The sequence below is a fragment of the Methylobacterium sp. 2A genome (assembly GCF_009806555.1).
In the GTDB taxonomy this organism is placed as follows: Bacteria; Pseudomonadota; Alphaproteobacteria; order Rhizobiales; family Beijerinckiaceae; genus Methylobacterium.
In genome coordinates this window covers 417,698-438,279 of the sequence record NZ_VUOK01000003.1, presented here as the reverse complement: position 1 = coordinate 438,279, position 20,582 = coordinate 417,698, and the positions used below count along the sequence as shown (strand labels likewise).

At 70.4% G+C, this 20,582-nt stretch carries 16 protein-coding genes; 10 read left to right on the top strand and 6 right to left on the bottom strand.

What is annotated here, in order from left to right:
* Positions 1-44: 44 nt before the first annotated feature.
* From FVE89_RS02205 to FVE89_RS02190, 4 genes are all read left to right on the top strand, one after another.
* Complete coding sequence (locus FVE89_RS02205) at positions 45-425, top strand: response regulator (protein WP_160532482.1); 381 nt, start codon at positions 45-47, stop codon at positions 423-425.
* A gap of 70 nt (positions 426-495) precedes the next feature.
* Positions 496-2,472 (top strand): AI-2E family transporter, encoded by a 1,977-nt coding sequence (locus FVE89_RS02200; RefSeq protein ID WP_160532481.1) that lies wholly within the window; start codon positions 496-498, stop codon positions 2,470-2,472.
* Positions 2,473-2,590: 118 nt separating this feature from the next.
* Complete coding sequence (locus tag FVE89_RS02195) at positions 2,591-4,210, top strand: hybrid sensor histidine kinase/response regulator (protein ID WP_160532480.1); 1,620 nt, start codon at positions 2,591-2,593, stop codon at positions 4,208-4,210.
* An 18-nt stretch (positions 4,211-4,228) separates the two neighbouring features.
* The gene (locus FVE89_RS02190; protein WP_160532479.1) at positions 4,229-4,543 is read left to right on the top strand and encodes a plasmid stabilization protein; all 315 of its coding nucleotides are present in this window, start codon (positions 4,229-4,231) and stop codon (positions 4,541-4,543) included.
* Between the two features lie 153 nt (positions 4,544-4,696).
* Here the strand turns inward: FVE89_RS02190 and FVE89_RS02185 are convergent, their stop codons facing one another.
* Positions 4,697-5,593, bottom strand: a complete 897-nt coding sequence (locus tag FVE89_RS02185; RefSeq protein ID WP_160532680.1) for a 2-dehydropantoate 2-reductase — start codon at positions 5,591-5,593, stop codon at positions 4,697-4,699.
* An 11-nt stretch (positions 5,594-5,604) separates the two neighbouring features.
* The gene (locus FVE89_RS02180; protein ID WP_160532478.1) at positions 5,605-8,685 is read right to left on the bottom strand and encodes an FAD-binding and (Fe-S)-binding domain-containing protein; all 3,081 of its coding nucleotides are present in this window, start codon (positions 8,683-8,685) and stop codon (positions 5,605-5,607) included.
* Positions 8,686-8,800: 115 nt separating this feature from the next.
* On the opposite strand from FVE89_RS02180, the gene FVE89_RS02175 reads away from it, so the two are divergent.
* The 6 genes from FVE89_RS02175 to rpmG all read left to right on the top strand — a co-directional run bounded on the left by FVE89_RS02175 (position 8,801) and on the right by rpmG (position 14,230).
* Positions 8,801-9,139, top strand: a complete 339-nt coding sequence (locus FVE89_RS02175; protein ID WP_160532477.1) for a hypothetical protein — start codon at positions 8,801-8,803, stop codon at positions 9,137-9,139.
* 131 nt (positions 9,140-9,270) lie between these two features.
* A complete protein-coding gene (rnr, locus tag FVE89_RS02170) occupies positions 9,271-11,586 on the top strand; it encodes a ribonuclease R (protein WP_160532476.1) in 2,316 nt (771 codons plus the stop codon).
* 23 nt (positions 11,587-11,609) lie between these two features.
* On the top strand, positions 11,610-12,074 hold the full coding sequence (locus FVE89_RS02165) for a DUF983 domain-containing protein (RefSeq protein ID WP_160532475.1): 465 nt from the start codon (positions 11,610-11,612) through the stop codon (positions 12,072-12,074).
* Positions 12,031-12,774: an NUDIX domain-containing protein gene (locus FVE89_RS02160; protein WP_160532474.1), complete on the top strand. Its 744-nt coding sequence runs from the start codon at positions 12,031-12,033 to the stop codon at positions 12,772-12,774. The genes FVE89_RS02165 and FVE89_RS02160 overlap by 44 nt, the downstream gene beginning before the upstream one ends.
* Entirely contained in the window at positions 12,771-13,955 is a 1,185-nt protein-coding gene (locus FVE89_RS02155) for an MFS transporter (RefSeq protein WP_342389793.1), read from the top strand. Before FVE89_RS02160 ends, FVE89_RS02155 begins: the two co-directional genes overlap by 4 nt.
* A gap of 107 nt (positions 13,956-14,062) precedes the next feature.
* Positions 14,063-14,230: a 50S ribosomal protein L33 gene (gene rpmG / locus FVE89_RS02150; protein ID WP_160532473.1), complete on the top strand. Its 168-nt coding sequence runs from the start codon at positions 14,063-14,065 to the stop codon at positions 14,228-14,230.
* Between the two features lie 96 nt (positions 14,231-14,326).
* Here rpmG and FVE89_RS02145 read toward each other — a convergent pair whose 3' ends face one another.
* The 4 genes from FVE89_RS02145 to fdhF all read right to left on the bottom strand — a co-directional run bounded on the left by FVE89_RS02145 (position 14,327) and on the right by fdhF (position 20,578).
* Complete coding sequence (locus FVE89_RS02145; protein ID WP_160532472.1) at positions 14,327-15,244, bottom strand: LysR family transcriptional regulator; 918 nt, start codon at positions 15,242-15,244, stop codon at positions 14,327-14,329.
* A 79-nt stretch (positions 15,245-15,323) separates the two neighbouring features.
* On the bottom strand, positions 15,324-16,985 hold the full coding sequence (locus tag FVE89_RS02140; protein WP_160532471.1) for an OFA family MFS transporter: 1,662 nt from the start codon (positions 16,983-16,985) through the stop codon (positions 15,324-15,326).
* Positions 16,986-17,418: 433 nt separating this feature from the next.
* Positions 17,419-17,712 (bottom strand): formate dehydrogenase subunit delta, encoded by a 294-nt coding sequence (locus FVE89_RS02135; protein ID WP_160532470.1) that lies wholly within the window; start codon positions 17,710-17,712, stop codon positions 17,419-17,421.
* A gap of 4 nt (positions 17,713-17,716) precedes the next feature.
* On the bottom strand, positions 17,717-20,578 hold the full coding sequence (gene fdhF / locus FVE89_RS02130; protein WP_160532469.1) for a formate dehydrogenase subunit alpha: 2,862 nt from the start codon (positions 20,576-20,578) through the stop codon (positions 17,717-17,719).
* Positions 20,579-20,582: the final 4 nt, after the last annotated feature.

The following is a 20,582-nucleotide window of genomic DNA, read 5'->3' as shown; positions in this document are numbered from 1 at the left end:
AGGTCGCGAGCCGGGAATGTCGCGAGCCGGGGATTCGAGTTCTGATGGCGAAGATTCTGCTGGTCGAGGACCACGAAGAGATCTGGGACTTCCTGTCCCGGCGGCTCAAGCGCCGCGGCTACGAGGTGATCCTGGCCCATGACGGCGAGGCCGGCGTCCGGCAGGCGCGCTCGGGCCAGCCCGACGTCATCCTCCTCGACATGAACCTGCCGATCCTCGACGGCTGGTCGGTCGCCCGCACGCTGAAATCCGGCACCGACACGCGGGCGATCCCGATCATCGCGCTCACTGCCCACGCCATGTCGGGGGACCGCGACAAGGCGATCCAGGCGGGCTGCGACGACTACCACCCCAAGCCCGTCGATTTCTCGAAGCTGCTCAGCCAGATCAGTGCCGCCCTGGGCGAGACCGCGCAGGCGAGCTGAAGCGCGGATCCGTTCGCGTCCACGGCCGTTCCCACCCGACCCCTGCGCGTGAGAAGCCTGGAGCGTGTCCGTGAGCGAGGATCCCGTCACTGCCCAGCGCCTGCGGGAGGGCCTTCCCGTCATCGTGGCGTTGGCCTCGCTGCTCCTCGTCGTGGCGACGATGGCGGCTTTGTATCTCGGGCGCGATATCCTGGTGCCGGTGACGCTGGCGATCCTGCTGAGCTTCGTCCTGGTGCCGGCGGTGCGGATGCTGCGGCGGCTTCACGTGCCGCGCGCCCCGGCGGTCCTGCTGGTGGTGGTGATCGTGTTCGGCGCCCTGTTCGGGATCGGCAGTCTGATCGCCAGCGAGGCTTCGCAGCTGGCCGCGGACCTGCCCCGCTACACCCAGACCATGCGCACGAAGATCAAGGATCTGCGCGGCGCGACCGCCGGGAGCAGCAGCCTCTCGCGCATCGTCGACATGGTGCAGGATCTGAGCGCGACCCTGCAGCCGCCGCCGGCCGCGGAGGTCCGTGGCGAGCGGGGATCGGCAACCCATCCCCTCACCGTCGAGATCAGCCCCGCCCGCGCCAGCGTGATCGACACGCTTCAGACCTTCGCGGGTCCCATCCTGCATCCGCTGGCCACCACCGGCCTGATCCTGATCTTCACGATCTTCATCCTGCTCCAGCGCGAGGATCTGCGGAACCGGGCGATCCGGCTTGCCGGGGGCTCGGAGGACCTGCGCCGGACCACGGCGGCGATCGACGACGCCACCAGCCGGCTCAGCCGCTTCTTCCTGGCCCAGCTCGCCCTCAACATCGTGTTCGGTCTGGTCATCGGCGTCGGCCTCTGGCTGATCGGCGTGCCGAGCCCGACCCTGTTCGGTGTGCTCGCCGCAATCCTGCGGTTCGTGCCCTATATCGGTGCCGCGATCAGCGCGCTGCTGCCGCTGATCCTCGCCGCCGCGGTCGATCCCGGCTGGTCGATGGTGATCGCCACCGCGGCGCTGTTCCTGGTGGTCGAGCCGATCTGCGGCCACGTCGTCGAGCCGCTGCTCTACGGCCATTCCACCGGCCTCTCACCGATCGCCGTCATCCTGGCGGCGACGATCTGGACCTTCCTGTGGGGGCCGATCGGCCTCGTTCTGGCGACGCCGCTGACGGTCTGCCTCGTCGTGCTCGGGCGGCACGTGGAGCGGCTCTGGTATCTCGACGTGCTGCTCGGCGATCAGCCGGCCCTGTCGCCGCCCGAGATCTTCTACCAGCGCATGCTGGCCGGAGATCCGGCCGAGGCGATCGATCAGGGCTGGCAATTCCTGAAAGCGCGTGCCCTCGTCACCTACTACGACGAGGTCGCGCTGGCCGGCCTGCTTCTTGCGCAGGAGGACATGTCGCGCGGGACCCTCGACCGCGAACGCCAGCAGGAGGTCGGCGCGGCGATCCGCACCGTGGTGGATCGCCTCGGCACAGCGCCGGTCGCGCGGCGGACCCGGCGGGATGGCGGGCGCAGTTCCGACACCGAGACCGCGGCGGCGCTGGCCGCGATCGGGCCCGACCGGGATATCGCGGGGATCGTCCTCACCCGCGAGGAGCTGGCGCCCCATTGGCGCAGCGCGACCCCCGTCCTCTGCGTGTCGAGCCGCGGCCCGTTCGACGAGGCGGCAACCCTGATGCTGAGCCAGAGCCTGGCCCGGCACGGACTCGCCTCGCAGGTCATGTCGATGGCCGCGATCCGCGCCGGTGAGCGACCCGAGAACCCGGAGGGGCTTGCGCTGATCTGCTTCTCCTATCTGGAGCCGGTGAGCCTCTCGCAGATCCGCTTCACCGTCCGCCAAGCGCGGGCCGCGGTGCCGGGGGTGCGCATCCTCGTGGGCTTCTGGCGCGAGCGCGACCCGGCTACGCTGGACCGCCTGCGCCGTGCAACGTCGGCGGACTTCCTGGTGACCTCGCTCAACGAGGCGCTGTCGGCGGTGCTTGGCGCCTGCCGCGAGCCGGCGCGCCTGCGAGCCGCCCCGGTGTCGCCGGCGGCGCTGCCCGGCAAGGCACGCGAGACGGCGACCGTTTGAGCGTCGGGACGGAGAACCTGTGCGGTCGACTTCGCGTTGCAGACCGCTAGAGTCCCCATCGGCAGGTCGTGACGGGCCACATGCACCTGCCGAGCCCGGAGGGTGAAGACCGCCTCGCATGTCCGAGACCCCAGAGACCCCGCCCGCCGGCCCTGGCCCCCAGGTCCGGGACAGCGCGCCGAGCGACGTCACGGATCGCAAGAGCGACATCTTCTTCGCGGCGGTCGAGACGACGCGGATGCCGATGATCGTCACCGATCCGCGCCAGCCCGACAACCCGATCATCTTCGCCAACCGCGCCTTCCTGGCGATGACCGGCTACACGCCGGAGGAGCTGATCGGGCGCAATTGCCGCTTCCTGCAGGGCCCGGACACCGACCGCGAGACCGTGGCGCAGGTCCGCGCGGCGATCGCCGACAGGCGGGAATTCGCCACCGAGATCCTGAATTATCGCAAGAACGGCTCGACCTTCTGGAACGCGCTGTTCGTCTCACCGGTCTACAACGCCGACGGCGAGCTCGTTTACTATTTCGGTTCGCAGCTCGACGTCTCGCGCCGCCGCGATGCCGAGGAGGCCCTGGGCCAAGCGCAGAAGATGGAAGCGCTCGGCCAGCTCACCGGCGGCATCGCGCACGATTTCAACAACCTGCTGCAGGTGATCGTCGGCTACGTCGACATCCTGGCGGCCGGGCTCGAGAAGCCGGATGCCGACCGCGCCCGGCTGGGGCGCGCCACCGACAATATCCGGCAAGCCGCCGATCGCGCGACCACGCTGACGCAGCAACTGCTCGCCTTCGCCCGCAAGCAGCGGCTGGAGGGGCGCGCCGTCAACCTCAACACCCTGATCGAGGGCATGGGCGAGATGGTCGCCCGCTCGGTGGGCGAGGCGGTCAAGGTCGAGCTCGATCTCGCTCCGGACCTCTGGAACTGCCGCGTCGACCCGACCCAGACCGAGGTCGCGATCCTGAACGTGCTGATCAACGCCCGCGACGCGATGCCGGAGGGCGGCACGGTGCGGATCTCCACCGAGAACAGCGAGGTCGCCGCCCGCGCCCGGGAGATCGGCCCCCTGCGCGACGGCCGGTATGTCAGCATCGCGATCCGCGACACCGGCACCGGCATCCCGCCCGCGGTGCTGGCCCGGGTGATGGACCCGTTCTTCACCACCAAGGAGGAGGGCAAGGGCACGGGCCTCGGCCTCTCGATGGTCTACGGCTTCGCCAAGCAATCGGGCGGTGCGGCGCAGATCGAATCGACGGTGGGCGAGGGCACGACGGTGCGGCTCTCGTTCCCGGCGACCGACGGCGACGTCAACGCGTCGCCCAAGGTCTCCCTGCGATCCGTCGACCGGCAGGGCACCGAGACGATCCTGATCGTCGACGACCGCGAGGACGTGGCCGAACTCGCCCGCACGATCCTGCGGGATTTCGGCTACGTCACCCTGGTGGCCAGCAATGCCCGCGAGGCGCTGGAGATCCTCGATTCGAGCGAGCGGGTCGATCTGCTGTTCACCGATCTGATCATGCCGGGCGGCATGAACGGCGTGCTGCTCGCCCGGGAGGCGCGACGACGCCAGCCGAAGCTCAAGGTGCTGCTCGCGACCGGCTACGCGGAGGCGAGCCTGGAACGAACCGATATCGGCGGTTCGGAGTTTGACCTGCTCAACAAGCCGTACCGGCGCACGGAGCTGGTCCGCCGCGTGCGGGCGATCCTCGACGGTCCGACCGGGGTCGGCTGAGCGCACGGGAGCCGCGCGATGGCACAGGGCGACAAGTCGAAATACACGGACAAGCAGAAACGCAAGGCCGAGCACATCGCCGAGTCCTACGAGGCGCGCGGCGTGCCGGAGAACGAGGCCGAAGCCCGTGCCTGGGCCACCGTCAACAAGGACGATGGCGGCGGCAAGAAGCCCGGCGGCTCGGGGCGCGGTCAGGACCGGGGTCACCCGGCGGCCCACAAGGGCGGCGAATCGGGTGGCAAGGCGTCGGCCGGACGCAGCGCGGCCGAGCGCTCCGCCTCCGCCAAGAAGGCCGCCGCCACGCGCAAGGCCAACGCCGCCGCGCGTGCGTGATTGCCTGCCGCCGACCCGGCGCCATCCGGCAGCGGTGGATCGACGATGTCGGGGCGAGACATCTCGATTGTATCTCCGGCCTAGTCCAACGGGATGGCTGCCGGCGACGGTCGCGCCCGTCCCCGAGGGAACACACGGCCGCGTCCTACGACGTCAGCCTCGAACCTGCGCCTCGGCGAGCTTGACGAGCGTGTGCAGCATCCGGTTGGCCGGCGTGGGGATCCCCAGCGCGGCGCCCATGCGCACGACATAGCCGTTCAGGTGGTCGATCTCGCTGGGACGCCCCCGGGCGAGGTCCTGCGCGGTCGAGGAGCGCTGATCGGCCATGGTGGTGCTGAGGCTCAACACTCGGTCGAGGATATCGGGCGCCACGGACAATCCGGCCGCCTCGGCCACGGCGACGCATTCCCGCACCACGTCGGCCATGCACGCGACAACGCCTTCGCCCTGGACCAAGCGTCCGTAGGGAAGCTGCGTCAGCGCCGAGAGGGCGTTGTAGGCGCAGTTGAGGATCAGCTTGCCCCAGAGGGCGTCGACGGCCCGCTCCGACACCGTGGTCGGGATGCCGGCCGCCGAGAAGGCAGCGGCGATGCGCGCGCTCGCCGCCGAGGCGCCGAGGATCAGGTCGCCCCGCCCGTTGTGGCGGACGCGGCCCGGCCCGGCCATCTCGGTGGCGACGTAGACCGCAACCGGCACGACGGGCCGCCCGAGCACCGCGGCCAGACGCCCGGCATTGTCGACGCCGTTCTGGAGGCTCAGGACCGCCGCCGCGGGATCGAGATGCGGGGCGATCATCGCGCCGGCCGCTTCGGTGTCGCCGGACTTCACGCAGACCAGGACGAGATCCGCGCCGGCGACCCCGTTCCCCGCGGTGGTCGCCCGCACCGGCACGGAGGCGGTGCCGCTTGCGCTGTCCAGAATCAGCCCCGACGCCGCGACGGCCTCGACCAGGGCCGGGCGCCCGATCAGCGTGACCGCGTGGCCGGCCTTCGCCAGCATGAACCCGTAGTAGCAGCCGACCGCGCCGGCTCCCACCACGGCGGCGTTCAAACCCATGCCGCTCATCGCGCCGCGGCCGCCGCGCGCTCGGGATGGAACGGCGCCGCCCCGACCTCCGAACGGACATGCTCGAGAAGCGCCTGGACCGGATGGCGCAGCCGCACGCCGTCGACCAGCTTGGCCTGGGATCGGCAGGAATAGCCGTCCGCCAGCAACGTGCAGCCGGGGGCCTCGGCGACGTGGCGGGCCCAGCTCAAGCCGTAGATCGCCTCCGAGGTCGCGCGGTGGCGGGCCTCGTGCCCGTAGGTCCCCGCCATGCCGCAGCAGCCGGCCGCCGGCACGTCGAGCCGCAGGCCGAGATGGGCGAACACGGCCTGCCAGTCGCGCACCGCACCCGGCGCGTTGGTGCGCTCGGTGCAATGCGGCAGGAGCCGCATGGTCCGGCCGCCCCGGCGCGGCGCGATCCGGTCGAGCCGGGCCGTCAGCCATTCCTGCAGGAGATGCACCTTGGGCACGTCGGCGCCCAGCGCCTGCGCGTATTCGGACCGGTAGGTCAGCGTCATCGACGGGTCGATCCCGACCAGCGGCACCCCCTGCCGGGCGAGATCGCGCAGCATCGCGGCGTTCGCACGCGCGACGCCGGCGAACCGGGCGAGGAAACCGTGGACGTGCAGCGGCTTGCCGTTCGGTCGGTACGGCACCAGCCAGGGCCGGAAGCCGAGGGCGATGAGCAGCGCGCAGGCATCGGCCACCACCTCCGCATCGAAGTGGCTGGTGAAGGCGTCCTGCACCACCAGAACCGCGGTCTCGCGCTCCTGCGGGCTCAACCGGGCCAGCGCCTCCGGGCTCGCGACGGCGACGCCGAGTTCCGCGAGCCGCGTCCGGAGATCGACCGGCGACAGGGGCGGGATCGCCACCAGCCCGGCCCTGGCCAGGAGCAGGCGGGTGATCGGGCTGGTCAGGATCGCGTTGCTCAGGCGCGGCGCCCGGGCAGCCAGCGGCAGCAGCGGTTCCAGGGCCGCCACGAGGTGATCCTTCAGGGGGCGGGCGTAGCGCGTGTGGTAGAGCGCCAGGAACTTCGCCCGGAAGTTCGGCACGTCGACCTTGATCGGGCACGATCCCGTGCAGGATTTGCAGGCGAGGCAGCCATCCATCGCCTCCTTGACGGCATGCGAGAAATCGTCCCGCGCGGAACGCGGTCGCACGGCGCCGAGCAGCGTGGCGGCCACGTCGCGGAGCCAGCCGGAACGCTGTCGCGCCAGTTCGGCGGCCGGATCGAACCCTTCCGCCGCAGCCCGCCGCAGCCACTCGCGCATCAGCGAGGCACGGCCCTTGGGCGAATGCCGGCGCTCGCGCGTCGCCTTCCAGGACGGGCACATGGCCTCATCGGCGTCGAAGGAGAAGCAGGCGCCGTTGCCGTTGCAGTGGAGCGCCGCGTCGAAATCCTGCCGGACCGGAGCCGGGATGGTGCGATCCTGCTCGCCCCGGCGCGGCACGCCGTCGATCCGCGTGAGGCTCTGCCCCTTCGCGGAGGCGATCTTGCCGGGGTTCATCCGGTCGCCCGGATCGAAGGCCCGCTTGATCGCCTCCAGCGCGGGCATCAAGGGCCCGAAGGTCGCGGGCACGAATTCCGAGCGAAACCCTTTGCCGTGCTCGCCCCAGAGCAGGCCACCGTACTTCGCGGTGAGCGCGACCACGCCCTCCGTCACCTCGCGGATCAGGCCGTTCCGGTCCGGATCCTTGAGGTCGATCGCCGGGCGGACATGCAGCACGCCGGCATCGACGTGGCCGAACATACCGTAGCGCAGCCCCTTGCCATCGAGGAGCGCCCGGAACTCGGCGATGTAGTCGGCAAGCCGCTCGGGCGGCACCGCCGTATCCTCCACGAACGGGATCGGCCGGGCATCGCCCTTGGCGGCGCCAAGGAGGCCCACCGCCTTCTTGCGCATGGTCCAGAGCCGCTCGATCGCCGGGCCCCGGGCGATGGTGAAGCCGAGGCGCTTGGTGTCGGGGCCGCGCTCGGCCTCTAGCATCCCGGTGAGCCGCCCCAGGGCGGCCTCGACGCCGGCCGCGTCGTCGCCGACGAATTCCACGAGGTTGATCCCGTCCACCGGCCGCCCGGCCGGGTCGTCGGGGAAGAAGGCCTGCACCTCGGCCCAGATCGGATCTTTTCGCGCGAGGCCCAGCACGGTCGAGTCGATGGTCTCGACCGAGGCGGCGCCGAAGGGCAGCAAAGCCTGCGCGTCACGCAGCGCCGCGTCGAAATCCACGTAGGAGAGCGCCACCAGCACCGCGGCCTTCGGGATCGGCAGCACGTTGAGCCGCGCCTCGGCGATCAGGGCCAGCGTGCCCTCCGATCCACAGAGCACGCTCTTGAGGTCGAACCGCCCCTCTGCATCGCGCAGATGCGCGAGGTCGTAGCCGGTCAGACAGCGGTTGAGCTTGGGAAACCGCTCCTCGATCAAAGCCGCGTTCTCGGTGACGACGGCATCGACGGTGCGGTGGATCTCCCCGACCCGGTCGTTGCGCCCCTTGGCGGCCTCAAGGCCCTCCGCATCCAGGGGCTCGGCAGTCCAGACCGTGCCGTCGGTGAGCACGCAGGTCAGCGCCAGGACATGGTCCCGGGTCTTGCCGTAGAGGCACGAGCCCTGGCCGCAGGCATCGGTGGAGATCATCCCGCCGATCGTGGCGCGGTTCGAGGTCGAGAGTTCCGGCGCGAAGAACAGGCCGTGCTTGGCCAGTTCCCGGTTGAGCTGGTCCTTCACGACACCCGGCTCGACCCGGACGGTGCGGTTGGCGACGTCGATCTCCAGGATGCGGTTCATGTGCCGCGAGGTGTCGACCACGAGGCCGTGGCCGAGCGACTGGCCGTTGGTGCCGGTCGCGCCGCCCCGGGGCCGGATCACGATCTCGGCAAAGCGCGGGTCGTCGAGGAGTTTTGCGATCCGCACGAGGTCGTCGCGGGAGCGCGGGAAGGCCACGGCCCCCGGCTCGACCTGATAGATCGAATTGTCGGTGGAGAAGACGGTGCGGTCGGCATCCGACAGCGACAGGTCGCCCGCGAAGCCGCGCAGGCGCAGCTCCGCGCAGGCCGCGGCATAGAGCGGCACGGCCTCGGTGTGGCGGGTCAGGACCGGGATCATCCACGCCTTCTACACCCGGCGGACCGCCAGGGAAGATCGGCGGTTCTGTCACAGCGGCCCGATCGTGGCTGGCATCCGCCTTGCCACGCGCTCAAAACCTTCGGAACGGATGCCCATGAACGCGAGCGTGGAACGGGTCAGGGATGCCCTGGCCGAGCTGATCAAGGCGGCCCTGATCTCGGACGACGCGGCGAGCCTCGCCTGCCGGGACGCGGGCCGCGCCAAGATCGCGGCGCTCGCGGGCGATCCGCCCGACCCGGCGAGCCTGCGCATGGACGGCGCCTGGACGCTGGCCATCCACGATGCCGAGACGCCGGATCTGGCACCGCTGGAGGGACAGGTGAACCTGACCCTGCCGCGCGCCTGCCCCTTCACCCTGGAGGCGATCGTCGCGCCGGGCTTCGACGTGGATCAGGCGGTCGACCATATCCGGAAGATCGCCTCGACCGGCTGAGCGCGCCTGTTGAGGAGCGCCGGCGCGGCGTTGCCCTGGGCGGGTCCGGGACCCATGTTAGGCGCATAGGATCGAGTCGGTCCTCAGCCCGCACGGGCTTCGTTTTCCGAGACTTATCCGGCACCCATCGTTTGGCACGACGCACCACCGCCCCGGCGGCCGAGCCCGCCGCTCCGCCGCCCTTCCCCACCCGTGAGCAGATCCTCGCCTTCGTGGCCGAGTCGAAAGAGCGCGTCGGCAAGCGGGAGATCGCCAAGGCCTTCGGCATCACCGGGTCCGCCAAGATCGAGCTGAAACGCCTCCTCAAGGAGATCGAGGCGGACGGCGCCCTCGACCGCGACCGCGGCGGCCTCACCCCGGCGGGCCATCTGCCGCCGGTCGTGCTGGCGGATATCCGCGCGCGCGACCGCCACGGCGATTTTCTGGCGGTTCCGGCGGAGTGGACCGGCACCGGCAAGCCGCCATCCATCGTGCTGACGCAGGGGCGCGGCCCCCGCAAGGGAAACCGGCCGGCGCCGGGCATCGGCGACCGCGCCCTGATCCGGGTCGAGCGCGACGCCGAGGGCGGCTATAGCGGCCGCGTCGTCAAGGTCATCGGGAAGAACAAGGCCGAGATCATCGGCGTCTACCGGGCAGGCGCGCAGGGCGGCCGGATCGTCCCGGTGGAGAAGCGCTCGCAGGGGCGCGAGATCCTGATCCCGCCCGGCGAGGAGGGGCAGGCCCGCGACGGCGACCTCGTCAGCGTCTCGCTGGAGCGCGAGACCCGCTTCGGCCTGCCGCGGGGCCGCGTGCGCGAGCGATTGGGCTCGCTCGGCTCCGAGAAGGCGGTGAGCCTGATCGCGCTCCACCTGCACAACATCCCGCACGTGTTTTCGGATGCGACCCTGGCCGAGGCGGATTCCGCCAAGCCCGCCACGCTGAAGGGCCGGGAAGACTGGCGCGACCGGCCGCTGCTCACCATCGACCCGCCGGACGCCAAGGACCATGACGACGCCGTGATGGCCGAGGCCGATCCCGACCCGGCCAATCCGGGCGGTTTCATCCTCACCGTCGCCATCGCGGACGTCGCCGCCTATGTGCGCCCCGGCTCCAGCCTCGACCGCGAGGCGCTGGAGCGCGGCAACTCGGTCTACTTCCCCGACCGGGTCGTGCCGATGCTGCCCGAGCGGATCTCCAACGACCTCTGCTCGCTGCGCGAGGGCGAGGACCGGCCGGCGCTCGCGGTGCGCATGGTCATCGCGGCGGACGGCGAGAAGCGCCGCCACGGCTTCCACCGGGTGATGATGCGCTCCCGCGCCAAGCTCGCCTACGCGCAGGCGCAGGCGGCGATCGACGGGCATCCGGACGACAGGACCGGGCCGCTGCTGGAGACGGCGCTGCGCCCCCTCTGGGCGGCCTACGCGGCCCTGCGCGCAGCCCGGGACCGCCGCGGGCCTCTGGCGCTGGACCTGCCCGAGCGCAAGGTCCTGCTGAGGCCCGACGGCGCCGTCGACCGCGTGATCGTGCCGGAACGCCTCGACGCCCACCGGCTCATCGAAGAGTTCATGATCCAGGCGAACGTCGCCGCCGCCGAGACGCTTGAGCAGGCCAAGCAGCCGCTGATCTACCGCGTCCACGACGAGCCGGCCCTCGAGAAGATGCGCGCGCTCGGCGAGGTCCTGGCCTCGGTGGGGATCAAGCTGCCGAAGGAAGGCGCGCTGCGCCCCGCCCTGTTCAACCGCATCCTGGCCATGGCGGCCGAGACCGAGCACGGGGTCTTCCTCAACGAAGTGATCCTGCGCAGTCAGGCGCAGGCCGTCTACGCCGCCGAGAATCTCGGGCATTTCGGGCTGAACCTGCGCCGCTACGCGCATTTCACCTCGCCGATCCGGCGCTACGCCGACCTGATCGTCCACCGGGCGCTGATCACCGCCTGCCGGCTCGGCAGCGATGGGCTGGCGCCCGTCATCGCGGCGGGCGAGCTGGCGCAGATCGGCGAGCAGATCTCGGCGGCCGAGCGCCGCGCCATGGCGGCCGAGCGCGAGACCATCGACCGGCTGATCGCCCACCACCTCGCCGATCAGGTCGGCGCGACCTTCGCGGGTCAGATCGCGGGCGTCACCCGGGCCGGTTTGTTCATCAAGCTCGACGAGACCGGGGCGGACGGATTCGTGCCGATCTCGCAGCTCGGGGCCGACTATTTCCGCCACGAGGAGGGCCGCCACGCTCTGGTGGGCGAGCGGACCGGCGAGACCTTCCGTCTCGGCGACCGGGTCGAGGTGCGCCTCGTGGAGGCCGCGCCGGTGGCCGGCGCCCTGCGGTTCGAACTGCTGAGCGAGGGCCGCTCCGGCGCCCGGAAAGCCAGCCCCGGCAAGAAGCCCGGCGGCCGGCCGTTCAAGGCCGCGCCGCCCGGCCGCCCTGCGGGAATCCGCAACACCGGGTCGCGCCACCGCGGCTCGCGCCGCTGAGCCGGGCGGTGTAGACCTGGGACATGGCCGCCGAAGCGATTCCCCAGCGCACCCGCCTCGTCCCCGCGATGGCCCGGGGCTTGATCGGCCGCTGCCCGCATTGCGGCCGGGGGCGGATCTTCGGCCGCTTCCTCAAGGTGCGGCCCGAATGCGACGCCTGCGGCCTGGAACTGCATCACCACCGGGCCGACGACCTGCCGCCCTACGCGGTGATCTTCATCGTCGGCCACATCGTCGGCTACCTGATCCTCGAGACCGAGAGTGCGTACGACGTGCCGCTCTGGGTCGAGATGGGCGTGTGGCCGGTCGTCACGCTGGCGATGGCCCTGGCGCTGCTCCAGCCGGTGAAGGGGGCCGTCGTCGGGCTGCAATACGCCCTTGGCATGCAAGGCTTCGCCACGCTACCGCGGAGCCGTCCCGCCCCGGGGCTGGAGGAGACGCGCCTTGCCGCTGCCGCAGCAGGAATCCCAGACCGCGACCGCGCCTGAGCACAAGCCCGCCCCGGCGCGCCTGCGCCCCCGCGACGCCGCCACCATGATCGTGCTCGACCGGCGCGGACGCGGCGGCCCGAAGGTCCTGATGGGCCGGCGCAACCCGAACCTCGCCTTCATGCCTGGCAAGTTCGTCTTTCCGGGCGGCCGGATCGAGTTCGGCGACCGCCACATGCCGGTGGCCGGGGCGCTGCCCGACTACGCGGAGGCTGCCCTGACCCGGCAGGTCTCGCGGCCGCCGCACCATCTCGGCCGTGCCCTGGCGCTCGCCGCCATCCGCGAGACCTACGAGGAGACCGGACTGCTGCTCGGCACCACGGAACATGGCGCCCCGGAGGAGACGCCCGCGGGTTGGGAGGGGTTTGCCCGGCACGGCGTCCTGCCGGATCTGGAGGCGCTGCACCTCGTGGCCCGGGCGATCACGCCGCCCAAGCGCGTGCGCCGGTTCGACACGCGCTTCTTCGCGGTCGACCGGCAGATGGTCGCGGCCGAGGAGCCCGGACGCGTGACGGCCGACGCGGAATTCACCGAACTCGCCTGGGTCCGCCTCGACGCGGCCCGCAAGCTCGATCTGCCGTACATCACCCGCGCCATCCTGGACGATCTGGAAGCCCAGATCGCCGCCGACTTCGCTCCGCACCGCATGATTCCCTTCCACTACGAGCGCTACGGCCGCCGCGAGCGGGTGGCTTTGTGAACCAAGAGGAATTGGGTCAGGACGTGCGGCGGGTGATCCGGCCGGAGGATGTGGCGGCGATCGCGGCGGCCGTGACCTGCGTCACCGTGGTCGGCATCGGGCTGAGCCTGTCGATCCCGCTCCTGTCGATCGAGCTGGAGCGGCGCGGCGCGTCGAGCACGCTGATCGGGATCAACACCGCGGTGGCGGGCATCGCCAGCATCTGCACGGTTCCGTTCGTGCCGCGGCTCGCGGCGCGGATCGGAGTCGCGCCGCTGCTCGGCCTCGCGCTGGTCGTCGGGGCGGCGAGTCTCGCGCTGTTCCCGATCCTGCCGGGCATCGCGCTCTGGTTTCCCCTGCGCTTCGTCTTCTCGATGACGCTCGGCGCCCTGTTCGTGCTCTCCGAGTACTGGATCAACGCCGCCGCCCCGCCGGAGCGCCGCGGCCTCGTGATGGGCATCTACGCCACCGTGCTGGCGGCGGGCTTCGCGGTGGGCCCGCTCCTGCTGGCGCTCGTCGGCACCGAGGGGCTCGCCCCCTACGCGACCGGCGCCGCCCTCATGCTGGCCGGCGGCTTGCCGATCCTGCTCGCCCGCGGATTGTCGCCGACGATCGAGCCGGGTTCGGGCCAGGGTCTCTTCGGCTACCTGCGCCTCGCCCCCGGCGCGCTCGCGGCCGCCCTCGCCTACGGGGCGGTCGAGACCGGCATCTTCGCGATCCTGCCGCTCTACGGCCTGCGCCTGGGTTATGACGCACAGGGCGCGGCCGGGCTCGTCAGCCTGATCGCGCTCGGCAACGTCCTGTTCCAGATCCCGTTCGGCTGGCTCGCCGACCGGTTCGACCGCGGCGCGGTGCTGCTCGGCGCGGGCCTCTCGGGGGCCGTGGGCTCGGCGCTCATCCCCCTGACGGCCGGCAGCCCCCTGGCGTTCGGGCTGCTGCTGCTAATCTGGGGCGGCATCGCCGGCACGCTCTACACGGTCGGTCTCGCCATGCTCGGCGATAGGACGCCGCCAAACGACCTCGCGGGCGCCAACGCGGCCTTCGTGGTGCTCTACAATGTCGGGCTGATGCTGGGGCCGCCGGTGATCGGCGGCGGGCTCGATCTCGTGCCCCCGCACGGCTTCGCGCTGGCGCTGCTCGCCCTGTTCCTGGCCTTCACCGCCTGGCTCGCCCTGACGGAGTGCAAGCGCACCCGCTCTTGACCTGCCCGGCCCGATCGGGCATTCACCCGCCCGTATTCGGCCGGGTCTTCCCGGCCATTTGCGTTTCGCTCACGCGGAATGCCGCACCCCTGCAGGAGCGCCGCGCCATGGCCAAGGCCGTCACCGTCAAGATCAAGCTCATGTCCACCGCCGACACGGGCTACTTCTACGTCACCAAGAAGAATTCCCGGACGCAGACCGAGAAGCTGTCGATGCGCAAGTACGACCCGGTCGCGCGCAAGCACGTCGAGTTCAAGGAAACCAAGATCAAATAAGCCGACGCGCCGCAGCCCGGTCGTCGCAAAGCCGCTCCGGAGACGGGGCGGCTTTTTCGTGCGTCCCGCCATATGCGCGCAGGGCGCAACCCGCGATCAGGCGGATGACGCTTCCGACGAACCCGGATCGAGCGTCCGCGCCAGCGAGCGGGCGATGGCCACGAGGGCGGTGACCATCGGAGTCGACGGCTCGCGCCGCGGGGCGACGAGGCCGATCGTATGCACCAGATCCGGTGCGGTGATCGGGATGGCCCGAACGCCCTCCATGGGCCCCAGGGCATCGACCAGGATCTCCGGCATGACCGAGGCCCAGCGCAGGGTGCGCACATGGGTCAAGAGCACGATCATCGAGTTCGATTCGAGGGTGGCGGCCGGCTCGGCGCCCGATTCCCGGATCTGGTGATCGATGATCCGCCGGTTCTGCATGTTGGGGGTGAGCAGACAGAGCGGCAGGCTGCCGGTCTCGGCCCAGGTGACGCTCTCCCGCTGGTCGAACGGGCCGCCGATCGCCGTCACGAGGCGGTAGCGCTCCCGGTAGAGCGGCACGGAGATCACCCGCCCGAGGGGCTCGTTGTCGAGGTAGGTCAGGCCGGCATCCGCCTCCAGATTCTCGATCAGCGAGAAGATGTCGGTCGAGGTCGCCGACTCGACCGTCAGCCGCACGTCCGGATGCCGCTCCCGATAGGGCGTGGTCAGCTGCACGATCATCGGCAGGGCGGTGGGGATCGCCGCGATGCGCAGGTGCCCGGTCAGACCGCGGCGCAGGCCCGTGACCTCCTCGTGCATGGCGCGGGCGTCGGCCACGATCCGCCGCGCCCATTCCAGCACCCGCTCCCCCTCGGGGGTGAAGCCCTGGAAGCGCGAGCCGCGCAGCACGAGCTGCACGCCGAAGCGGTTCTCCAGCTGCTTCACGCCGGCCGAGAGCGTCTGCTGGGTCACCCCGCAGGCCTCGGCGGCGTGTCCGAAATGCTGCTCGCGGGCGAGCGCGAGCAGGAAGTCCAGCTTGTCGATCACCACGCAGGGATCCCGGCACCGCGAGTCGCCGGGAGCCTAGCGACCCCCGGCAGCACCGACAACCGGGCGACGCGGTCGCTCACCGGAACAGGATGAAGGCCTTCGACAGGGTGATGCCGATACCCCAGACGATCGGGATGCCGACCACCGCCCAGGCCACGGCCGCACCGGGGCTGAAGCCGCCATGGCCGATGCCGAAGGAGCCCGACGGTCCGGACGCCGTTGCGCCGGCCTTGACGTCGAGGGCGGCACGCTCCGTGTCGGACATGAACCAGCTTTGGGCCAGGGGCCGGACGAGCAGGTTGCAGAGGAACCCGACCGCCAGGAAGCTCGCCAGCACGTACATGGTCCGGCCGTAGAGGTCCGCGCCCTGCACGCCCGCGGCGACCTGCGCCTCGCGGATCTTGGTGATGACGAACGGTCCGACGATGCCCGCCATCGACCAGGCCGTGAGCAGGCGCCCGTGAATGGCGCCCACGAACTGCGTGCCGAACACGTCGGCGAGGTAGGCCGGCACCGTCGCGAAGCCGCCGCCATACATGGACAGGATCACGCAGAAGATGGCGACGAACAGCGCCTGCGAGCCGATGCCGGCCGCCCAGGGCGCCGCCGCGTAGAGCACTCCGCCCAGCGCGAAGAAGATCGCGTAGGTGACCTTGCGGCCGATGCGGTCCGACATCGACGCCCAGAAGAACCGGCCCAGGATGTTGAACAGGGAGAGCAGGCCGACGAAGCCCGCCGCGATCGCCGCCACCTGCGCCTTCTGGCCCCCGTCGAGGGCGGAGAAGGTCGTGCCCGGCTGGCCGATCAGCGCGCCGCCGAAGATTTCCTGCAGCATCGGCGAGGCGAGCGCCAGCACGCCGATGCCGGCCGACACGTTGAGGAAGAGGACGAGCCAGATCATCCAGAACTGGACGGTCTTGTGGGCATCCCGCAGATGGACGTGTCCCGAGGCGATCATGGCGCTCCTGGCCGCCGGCGCCGTCCAGCCGTCCGGGCGCCAGCCCGCGGGGGGGACGCGGTAGCCGAAGGCGCCGCCCAGCATGAACACGATGTAGCCGAGGCCCATCACCGCCAGCGTCTGCCAGACGCCGACGGAATCCGGGCTCCGGAAGGTCTTGATCAGCGTGTCGGCCAGCGGCGAGCCGATCATGGCGCCGCCGCCGAAGCCCATGATGGCCATGCCGGTCGCCATGCCCCGGCGGTCGGGGAACCACTTGATCAGGGTCGAGACCGGCGAGATGTAGCCGAGGCCGAGCCCGATGCCGCCGATCAGCCCCATGCCGAGCCAGACCAGCCAGAGCTGGTGGATGTAGACGCCGAGCGCGCCGATCAGGAAGCCGCCGCCCCAGCACAGGGCCGCCGCGATGCCGGCCTTGCGCGGGCCCGCCCGCTCCAGCCAGCCGCCGAACAGGGCCGCCGACAGGCCGAGCATCACGATGCCGATCGAGAAGACCGTGATGAGGTCGCTGACGCGCCAGTCGCAGGTGGTGGTGAACAGGGCCGTCATCACGCCCATGTCGGGACAGGCCGCCGGCGCGGGCTGGCCGACCGAGAGCGCCCGGGTCAGCGGCAGCCAGAACACCGACAGACCGTAGGCCATGCCGATGCAGAGATGGATCGCCAGCGCCGCGGGCGGAACCAGCCATCGGTTGAAGCCCGGCTTGGCGACGATCCGCTCGCGGGACAACAGACTTGGCGTATCCCCGGGCGCGACCGCGCCCGCTACTCCAGCACCCATGACGATCTCCTCAGCGGCGGTCACGTCGATGGACCGCTCGATGCGGAAGGATGCGCGATCTGTGTACAGGGTGCTAGCGGGATGCATCCCGCGTGGACAGATTTAATCCCGATCTGCGCAATTTGCAGGCGAATTACAGCGTACGGGGTGGATTTCCGGAGGCGACGTCCAGGCTCTGCGCGAAGACCGTCGGATGTCTCCGGCCTCGATCCATGCGGGTTTCCGGCATGATTCCGACCCGGGCACGGTACACGACAGGGATGCCGTCTTCGCCGAGTGAGGCGCGGATCCCCTCTCCGGCTCAGGAGAGGGGGCAGGTTGCGCCCGTCCGGCACGTCAGCGCACGACTGTCCTGTACCGTGCGCACCAGGGACATTCGCGCCCCGGGACATGAGCGAAGACAGTCGCGCGCGCGTCTTGTTGCCCCGACGCTTCAGCCCGCGTCGCTGGCACCTTCGCCGAGTTTTTGCGGGTCGCGGGTCGCGGGGCGGACCGGGCTCTCGGCCTGGGGTTCGGCACCGCGCATCGCCCGCTGCACGAGGATATCGGCCCGGTCGCCCATCTCGGGCAGGGCGGCTTCCAGTTTCGAGACCATCTTGGGCGTCCAGAACGCCACGATGTGCTTGTGCACCCCGGCGACCGCCTCCTCCTCCGGATAGGACCGGAAGAAGGACGCGATCTGGTTGGCCATGCGGAGGAGCTTGTCCTCCTGCGTCAGCGCGCTCATCGCCTCACTCCGCCGCGTCGAGAGTCTGGGCGATGCGCGTCAACGAGAAATCCTCCTCGTAGAACTTCGCCTGCCAGTCGGAGGGCCGGTTGGTCCGCCGGACCTGCACCGCCGTCACCTTGTATTCGGGGCAGTTGGTCGCCCAGTCCGAGTAGTCGGTGGTGATGACGTTGGCGCCGGTCTTGGCGTGGTGGAAGGTCGTGTAAACGACGCCCGGCTGCATCCGCTCGGAGATCCTGGCCTTCAGCGCGATATCACCGGAGCGGCTCTCCAACGAGACCAAGTCGCCGTCGACGATGCCGCGCAGCTCCGCGTCGAAGGGGTGGATCTCCAGCACGTCCTCCTCGTGCCAGCGCGAATTGTGGGTGCGCCGCGTCTGCGCGCCGACATTGTACTGGGAGAGGATCCGGCCCGTGGTGAGGATCAGCGGGAACTTCGCCCCCGTCCGCTCCTCGGTGGCCACGAACTCGGTGATCATGAACCGGCCCTTGCCGCGGACGAACCGGTCCACGTGCATCATCGGCGTGCCGAGCGGCGCCTTCTCGTTGCAGGGCCACTGCACCGAGCCGAGTTCGTCGAGCTTGGCGTAGGACACGCCGGTGAAGCTCGGGGTGAGCCGGGCGATCTCGTCCATGATCTCGGACGGGTGGCTGTAGTTCATCGGGTAGCCGAGCGCGTTGGAGAGCAGCACCGTGCCCTCCCAATCGCCGTAGCCGCCCATCGGGGCCATCACCTTGCGCACGCGGGAGATGCGGCGCTCGGCGTTGGTGAAGGTCCCGTCCTTCTCCAGGAACGAGGCGCCCGGCAGGAAGACGTGGGCGTATTTCGCGGTCTCGTTCAGGAACAGATCCTGGACGACGATGCACTCCATCGCCTTCAGGCCCGAGGTCACGTGGTGCGTGTCCGGGTCGGATTGCGCGATGTCCTCACCCTGGATGTACATGCCCTTGAACGTGCCCTCGACGGCCTCGTCCAGCATGTTGGTGATGCGCAGGCCCGGCGCGTTGTCGAGCTTGGCGCCCCACAGGGCCTCGAAGCTCTCGCGGGTCGCGTCGTCCGACACGTGGCGGTAGCCGGTCAGCTCGTGCGGGAACGAGCCCATGTCGCAGGAGCCCTGCACGTTGTTCTGGCCGCGCAGCGGGTTCACGCCGGCGCCGAGCTTGCCGATGTTGCCGGTGGCCATGGCGATGTTGGCCATGCCCATCACCATGGTCGAGCCCTGGCTGTGCTCGGTGACGCCGAGCCCGTAATAGATGCCGGCCGCGCCGCCCTTGGCGTAGAGCCGGGCCGCCCCGCGAACCTGCTCGGGGTCGAGGCCGGTGAATTGCTGCTGGTTCTCCGGGGAATGGCGCTCCTCGGCGATGAACCGCGCCCAGGACTCGAACTCGGCCAGATCGCAGCGCTCGCGGATATAGGCTTCGTCGATCAGCCCCTCGGTGACGATCACGTGCGCCAGCGCGTTGATGAAGGCGACGTTGGAGCCGGGCTTCAGCGGCAGGTGATAGTCGGCCTTGATGTGGGGCGACTTCACGAGGTCGATCTTTCTCGGGTCCGCGACGATGAGCTTCGCCCCTTGCCGGAGGCGCTTCTTCATCCGCGAGCCGAAGACCGGGTGGCCGTCGGTCGGGTTGGCGCCGATCACCAGGATCACGTCCGAATGCTCGACCGACTTGAAGTCCTGGGTGCCGGCCGAGGTGCCGAGCGTCGACATCAGGCCGTAGCCGGTCGGCGAGTGGCAGACGCGGGCGCAGGTATCGACGTTGTTGTTGCCGAAGGCGGCGCGCACGAGCTTCTGGACGAGGTAGGCCTCCTCGTTGGTGCAGCGCGACGAGGTGATGCCGCCGACCGAATCTTTCCCGTATTTCGCCTGGATGCGCTTGAACTCGGAGGCCGCCCGGTCGATCGCCTCCTCCCAAGAGACCTCGCGCCACGGATCCGTGATCTTCTCGCGGATCATCGGCTTGGTGATGCGGTCCTTGTGGGTGGCGTAGCCGTAGGCGAAGCGGCCCTTCACGCAGCTATGGCCCTCATTGGCCTTGCCGCCCTTGTAGGGGACCATGCGGACGACGCGCTCGCCCTGCATCTCGGCCTTGAACGAGCAGCCGACGCCGCAATACGCGCAGGTCGTCACCGCGGCGTGCTCGGGCTGGCCGAATTCGTGGATCGATTTTTCCTGCAACGTGGCCGTGGGACACGCCTGAACGCAGGCGCCGCACGAGACACACTCGGATTCAAAAAAATTGGTCGGGCCGGCGGCCACGCGGCTGTCGAAGCCGCGGCCCGCGATGGTCAGCGCGAAGGTGCCCTGCACCTCCTCGCAGGCGCGGACGCAGCGGTTGCAGACGATGCACTTCGACGGGTCGTAGGTGAAATACGGATTCGACTCGTCCTTCGGCAGGTACTTTTCGGCCGTCGGCGCGACGTGGTTGTCGCCGTCATAGCCGTAGCGCACGTCGCGCAGGCCGACGACGCCGGCCATGTCCTGCAGCTCGCAATCGCCGTTGGCCGCGCAGGTCAGGCAGGTCAGCGGGTGGTCGGAAATGTAGAGCTCCATCACGCCCTTGCGGAGCTTGTGGAGCTTGTCCGACTGCGTATGCACCACCATGCCGTTCTCGGCCGGCGTCGTGCAGGAGGCCGGGGTGCCGCGGCGTCCCTCGATCTCCACGAGGCAGAGGCGGCAGGAGCCGAACGGCTCCAGGCTGTCGGTGGCGCAGAGCTTCGGGATCTGCGTGCCGGCATGCATCGCCGCCGCCATCACCGAGGTGCCGGCCGGCACCGTCACCGCCATGCCGTCGATCGTCAGCGTCACCGTCTGCTCGTTGACGCGGATCGGCGTGCCGTAGTCGATTTCTTTGATGAGGGCCATGGCG